Raw genomic sequence first — 6,095 nt, 5'->3', positions numbered from 1 at the left:
CGGACGTAACTTGGCTAAAAATACGCCAACCAGAAATGCTGCTAAGGAAATCCCAAGGACGCAACGCGTCTTAGTGAGAAATAGCTTCAAGAATCCCGTCATACCTCCTCCTCCGCAGGGCCATAATTCCGAAGATATATCTTCATGAACTACTATGGAACAATACTAAGGTATGGCTAATACTATTATTTGGAGGATTTCTATTCTCCATTCCTACAACTATTGTATTAGTTATTAATTATAGTTCTTTTGGATGGAGTGCGGCTCAGTATTTATTTCAAGACCAAGGAGGTAAATTATTGACCGCAGTAGTCCCTCATCTTTTCTTTGAATGCTTTGCGCTGATCACCATATCTGGCATTGCTTTGACTATTACGCACTATGAATTTTGTTTCTTGCAGAACAATCGAAAGCGGGATATTAGCATAGATAATGCCCCTTTATTGTCCTTGTTTGTGGTTTTTATTTCATGGTTCTCGCTTTTTTGGGCTGCAATCATAGAGACATATATATCTCATATTTAAGGAGCATCATGATTCGCCTGTCAGTCTGGTTTGAGTCCTTGAAGTGGCGCATTGCCGCCTGGCGCTGCATCACTTTGAATTGGTGGTATTTAGTATTGGCCGCAGTATTAATCATATGGCTCGGCGTGGCGGAAGCTGTGGCGTTGCCCGCGTATGGTGAATATGCGCGTGAGGTATTCACGAACCTGTTGGCAGGGGTACCGTCTACGCCACCGGCTGTCGTACCGGTAACGGTGTTCCAATGGTCATGCTCGGCGGTTTGGCTGGTGTTGGCATATCGGCAGTGGGCGCGACGCCAGTTCGCATGGATGATTATATCGATGGTATGCAGCTTGTTGTATGTGCCATTCGTAATTTATCTTGTACATGAGCTAGCAGACCAGCGCAAAGGGATTGTTCGGTTGGAGGAGAAGCCAGAGAGCCCCTCCCCAGATGATACGGCTAATGATCATTTGGACAGGTGCGACATCAATCCCGTTGAAGAAACAACCACGTCCGACAGCATGATTCGCCGTATAGGAGGTCTTCGTGGACGCCGTGGTTGAAGTTCATGGATTGACTAAACGATATGTATCCGGGCCGGTGGTAGGTCCGATTGATTTTGAGGTTTGGCCGGGGCAAGTATTGGCCGTGGCGGGGTCGAATGGTGCAGGTAAGTCCACCACGCTACGCATGCTGCTCGGCCTAGCCTCTCCCAGCCAAGGTCGTGCACTGGTTATGGGCCGACCGTATCGGCAGTTGGAGCATCCGGGCTTGCAAGTGGGTGTATTCCTAGGTGGGCGATTGGGGGATGAGTCGATGACCAGCCGTGAGTATCTGACGTTTATGGCCGGCATGCAGGGATTGCATAACGTGCGTCGTCGCGTTCGCCGCGTGCTGCGTGCCTGTAGTCTGGATCATTGGCCGAAAGTCCGGATTAGGGGGTATTCCACAGGTATGAGACAACGACTGGGCGTTGCTTGCGCGATGCTCTCCGACGCACCGATACTTGTATTGGACGAGCCATTCAATGGATTGGATATCGAAGGAAGACTTTGGCTGCATGATTCATTGAAACAATGGGCCGAGTCCGGCAGAACCGTTATTTTGGCAGCTCATGAGATTGAAGAACTGCAACGCATAGCCACCCATGTCCTGATTGTCATGCATGGTCGGCAAATGGGTTGCGGGCCAATCGAGCAAGTCATTAACGACAACAGCGACGGGGCTGGAATCATATTCCGCTTTGCAAACGGCGTAGATGTGAGCAGAAAGGCCGCGGCCCTGAATGATCTGATGGGAATGGGGGCCGATCTTCGCGCCCTAAAGAATGACTTGTATTTGGCACGACGGACGGATGAAGATACTGTATTCGCAACCGCAGCCAGATGTGAGGCTCCATTGGTTCAGCTCAATCGCGCCGAACCGACGCTTCGCGAAGTAATGACTAGCATAATCAACCGGTCTTCAGTAAAGAGCCACACGTCATGAACGGGGGTACACGGGATTTGCAACGCATGATGCTGCTCATACGTTATGTGGTATGCCGGCCGGCAACCCTCGCGGCATGGGTTGGGCTGCCGCTGGCGTTCGCCGCGTTCGCCGCGTTGACTAGCGCCTCCGTCCGGCTCATGCTCTCCTCCAGCTCCAAACTCGATGGCTTCGCCACGCTCGAAGGATTGGGGCCGAGCATCGCCGGTGCGGTTATGCCCATGGCCGAGCCCTTGGCAATCATCGCGGCACTGCTATCCGTCCGTGTCCTGCTCAATACGTCCACAGCCATTCCGCTGTTCCTGATTGAACCGAAGCGAACGCGACTGTTTCTAATCTTATGTGTCGATATCGCTATTGTTGGTTTTATTATGGCCGCAACCGGAGGACTTACCGCAACTGGTACCTCTCGGCTCATCCTCGGCCCCGTCGTACCATCGCAAGCATGGCCCTCTCCGTTGTCCACATCGCTGCTCTTATGTCTTCCCGTGGCCCTGATACTTACCGGGCGTATGCTTATTGCCGCCTCACTATGCGTAGCCGTTGATTCAGTGGGGAAAGGTGCGGCGTCTTACATTGCCTTGTATTATCTCCTTCCCATTGTGGTTGCTAATTTACCTGCATCTCAAACATTGAGTACATGGATACCATCTATTGCAGGCACTGCCATATTGGAGCCTGAACCAATTATCAGCCCTTTGTTTAGCGGTGTGATTGCTCTAGTTTACTTATTGATTGCAATTGGAATAGCGTGTGCAACGTTGAATTATAGGGATATTAGGTGATGCGAGTATATTAAAGTCTGTCGTTGGTATATATATGATAAATAACCAATTTACCTTAACAGCGATAGATGTCTATCGTCATCCATGATCACATTTAATTTTTACCACCTAATGTTATTGCTATTGGCGGAATGCGGATTCCAGTAATAAATAAACAACCCAGACCATTGAACCGATGAATCGCATTAAAGCATATTTAGAAGGATTGAAGTTTGCTTCTGATCCGTATTCCTGCATGGTTTATGCTGTGATAAAGAATTCTTTTAGAAATGGTCTCTGCTGTCTTTGTTGTTCGCGTCTGGTTGTGTGGGCTCAATATCCGAATCATCTATACTAAGCGAGAAACGCTACTTGTCTGTCGCTATTCTTCGCCGCATTTATTTAAACAAAATAATCTGTTCGGAAATCGCTATATTAAACCTGTGCATGAAACATCTTTCGATAAAACTCTGATTGTTTGGGTAACTCCGCGCACCTGACAATCGTATGAACAGTATCATCTTTAATAACAGTGATTTTATCTGCATATGAATGGTTGTAAACCTGTGAGCGATGATTACCGTGGTCATATTCTGATTCAATTGAGGCATTGCCTCAAACATTGAACTTTCAGCTATTGTGTCAACCAGCACGATTGGCTCATCAAGAATTACAAGTGTTGCGACAGGAAGGTTGATATTGCCAGTGTGGAATTAATCGATATCACCAAGGGTGTATCTGATTCTACCGCTATCAATCTGGGCAGCGGCTACTTTGTTCTCAAAGGTATGAACGACAGTCGTTTCATCCTCTCTGGTTCTCATGCCGGCTGGGTGTCCTCCTCATCTTTGGAGACGCGTCATCCAAACTGACTAGCCCGAGAACTCGGCATATACCGCCACACTATCTCCTGCCCTTTTTCAAAGGCGGCGCTAGCCTAATCGATCGGGGAATGAGGGGGTTACTGATTGTCCAGGCACATCCCAGGTGGAATTGCCGTGCGTGACTGACGGGGATAAATCTTCCGATGATGGTGCGGGCTGTCGGTTCGATGACTGGGAATCCGATCCCGGTTGTGTGGATTCATCCGAACGGCCCGCATCAGATATTTCCTCGTTCTTTACAGCCGTCATGGAATCCCGGACGATTTGCATGACTTCGTTGAGGTCCTGGATGGTTCTGTTATAGACATCAAGATCCTGATGGTCGCGCATCATGAGTCGTGCACGGGTAATCTGCTCACTGAGCCGTGCACGGGTGTTGTCGTCTCTGACCTTGTTCTCGGATTCTTTGTAGAGCCTATCGGCGTTTTCAATGGTTTGGCTCAGTACGTTCTGTGCGTTGTCAATCCGTTGTTGTTCCTGTGATGCCTTGACCGTGTCAACTGTGTCATGCAGGTTCCTGGTCTGGATTCTGAGCTGGCTGTTAGCTTTCTCTGTTTCCGCACGAGTGCGATCGAGACGGTCGGCCGTCAGACTCGGATCGCAATTCTCCGTTGAGACCGATGGCTGATATTGCATGATTTTGCCGAGCAGTTCCAAAGATTTGGGATCCTGCACGTCTTTATCCTGGAGCTTCGCATATGGTTCCGCCTGTTTCAATGCCTTGTCCCATTCAATCCTCACTATGTCAGATTGCTCGATTGCGTGATTGCATGACGTGAGCGCTTCCCGATGGTCGTAGTTCCTCTTCGCCATGACAAGGCCTGTGGCTAATCCCGTTACGGTGACCAGAGCGAGCATAATGCCGGCGATGCGGGTAAAGGGGATATGCCGATGAACGGCTACCTCATCCGCGTCGTCAGCCGATAATTCCGCCAAGGACACATCATCCTCGACATGTTCCCCGACCCTAATTGGTGTGTCTATCGTCGTTCCCGTCCGTTTGTCAGGCTTGGATACGGGAGTGCTGTTGTTCCGTATATCGCGAGGCAGCTCATCGTCGATGATGGGTGTGATGGGCAGCAGCCGATGTTTGGGTTTTCTGTCTGGCAGCGGTTCCGGTGGGGCCCCAGCGGTTTCGGGGTGTGCGATGGCATGCGCAGCCCACTGGCCGAGTTCCGGCCATGTACTGGGATGATCGTGGATTTGCGCAAGAAGATCCCAGTTGTCAGAATCACTCATCAAATCGGCAAGCTCGTACGAATCAAGTTTGGAATTGATGCGACGCATGATTCCTTCTTTCCCTCAGGATTAGTGGATGTAAGTGATGCTGGGATTGTTGGCCTGCTCTTTGGTAAGGGTCCTGAGCCATGCGTATGGGAGGCCGCCGCCGGATTCGCTGACAACAATGCTTCCGTCGTCCTTGATTTCCTCGACGATGGCGACGTGTCCATAATCGGCGCTTGCGCCGAGATAGCCTTTGGCGAAGCTTGCCACGTCACCGAGCTGTATGCCGCCGCCCGTTGGATATCCGAATTTTCTGGCGCTTGACGCCCACATCCAGCCGTCGCCCATGTATCCGTCCACCGGTTTGCCGATCTGCAATCGGCGAGCGGCCGCCCACCATGTGCATTGGCCGGTCTCATAGGTGGTGATCTTGCCCACGGGCGTGCCGGTCGCCGCCACATCCACGTTCAGCGTGCCAGACTGCATGACCAACGGTGGCGTGAGCTTGCCGATGGTTCGTCCTGCCGTGGCCGAACAGCCGCCTCCCGCATCAATCGCCGGCTTCACGTTGTCGAGATACCGTTTGGTGATGTTGGGAATATCCGGGTACCTCATGAGGTTGCCTTCGCCCGCGTTATGGGCGATGACCAAAGCCGTCAGGTCGTCAAGTTCGGCGAACGGCATGCCCGGGTGCTTGGCCTTGAGCTGTTTGACGCCTTCCAAGCGGTTTTTCAGATACATGCCGCCGTAATGGGCGTGGACCATGGGCTCGGTGATGCCTTCAGGTGGTGTCTGATCGGCACCTTCGGGATGCACGCCGCGCCATACGCTCCTGTTCATCTGCAGCAATCCCCATGTTCCGCCGTTGCTGTCGTCGGCATACGCATCCGGTCGGAAACCGGATTCCTGCTTCATGATCGCCGCGATGAAATCCGCGCTCAATCCGCTCGATCGGGCCGCCTCGCTTACCCATGGCTTCGCCTCGTCCGGGACCTCGATCACACTGGCCTCGCAACCTCCGTCATCTCCGACGGCAACGGTGGGTATGAACCACAGCAGCAGGCTGAAGACCATCAGCACCGCCGCCGTGCCCAATAGAAATGGAATGCTGACCGCAGCTGATGCCGATGCCGCGACACCGGCCTTCACCGCCGTCATAGTCCGAGAAACCGCCTGTGTGACCTGTCGTGCAACCTGCGTCGAAGCTCTGGCAGCGGATTTGGCCCCCT

6 protein-coding genes are annotated in these 6,095 nt (G+C 51.8%); 4 read left to right on the top strand and 2 right to left on the bottom strand.

The features are described 5' to 3' along the window. The first annotated feature begins 80 nt into the window (after positions 1-80). Genes KIH79_RS13260 through KIH79_RS09780 form a run of 4 tightly spaced genes read left to right on the top strand, consistent with a single transcriptional unit; the run spans position 81 to position 2,779 of the window. Positions 81-524, top strand: coding sequence for a stage II sporulation protein M (locus tag KIH79_RS13260; protein WP_219059206.1), 444 nt, complete (start codon positions 81-83; stop codon positions 522-524). Positions 525-532: 8 nt separating this feature from the next. Next, positions 533-1,069, top strand: a complete 537-nt coding sequence (locus KIH79_RS09790; protein WP_035138070.1) for a hypothetical protein — start codon at positions 533-535, stop codon at positions 1,067-1,069. Continuing rightward, positions 1,053-1,994 carry an ABC transporter ATP-binding protein gene (locus tag KIH79_RS09785; RefSeq protein ID WP_033495394.1) on the top strand — a complete coding sequence of 314 codons (942 nt, stop codon included), beginning with the start codon at positions 1,053-1,055 and terminating at the stop codon, positions 1,992-1,994. The genes KIH79_RS09790 and KIH79_RS09785 overlap by 17 nt, the downstream gene beginning before the upstream one ends. Before the next feature lie 26 nt (positions 1,995-2,020). Next, on the top strand, positions 2,021-2,779 hold the full coding sequence (locus tag KIH79_RS09780; RefSeq protein ID WP_236023789.1) for a hypothetical protein: 759 nt from the start codon (positions 2,021-2,023) through the stop codon (positions 2,777-2,779). Positions 2,780-3,690: 911 nt separating this feature from the next. On the opposite strand, the gene KIH79_RS09775 is transcribed toward KIH79_RS09780, so the two are convergent. Both KIH79_RS09775 and KIH79_RS09770 read right to left on the bottom strand, forming a co-directional pair. Next, the gene (locus KIH79_RS09775; RefSeq protein ID WP_236023788.1) at positions 3,691-4,929 is read right to left on the bottom strand and encodes a hypothetical protein; all 1,239 of its coding nucleotides are present in this window, start codon (positions 4,927-4,929) and stop codon (positions 3,691-3,693) included. 21 nt (positions 4,930-4,950) lie between these two features. Continuing rightward, positions 4,951-6,024, bottom strand: coding sequence for a CHAP domain-containing protein (locus KIH79_RS09770; protein ID WP_236023787.1), 1,074 nt, complete (start codon positions 6,022-6,024; stop codon positions 4,951-4,953). Between the last annotated feature and the right edge of the window lie 71 nt (positions 6,025-6,095).

The sequence above is a fragment of the Bifidobacterium miconis genome, assembly GCF_019331735.1.
Taxonomy (GTDB): Bacteria; Actinomycetota; Actinomycetes; order Actinomycetales; family Bifidobacteriaceae; genus Bifidobacterium; species Bifidobacterium miconis.
This window is presented reverse-complemented; position numbering and strand designations above follow the sequence as displayed.

What these genes read in the sequence shown, in the direction of transcription:
- KIH79_RS09780 (WP_236023789.1), top strand. Translation starts at nt 2,021, where the DNA reads ATGATGCTGCTCATACGTTATGTGGTATGCCGGCCGGCAACCCTCGCG.
- KIH79_RS09770 (WP_236023787.1), bottom strand. Translation starts at nt 6,024, where the DNA reads ATGACGGCGGTGAAGGCCGGTGTCGCGGCATCGGCATCAGCTGCGGTC.
- KIH79_RS09775 (WP_236023788.1), bottom strand. Translation starts at nt 4,929, where the DNA reads ATGCGTCGCATCAATTCCAAACTTGATTCGTACGAGCTTGCCGATTTG.
- KIH79_RS09790 (WP_035138070.1), top strand. Translation starts at nt 533, where the DNA reads ATGATTCGCCTGTCAGTCTGGTTTGAGTCCTTGAAGTGGCGCATTGCC.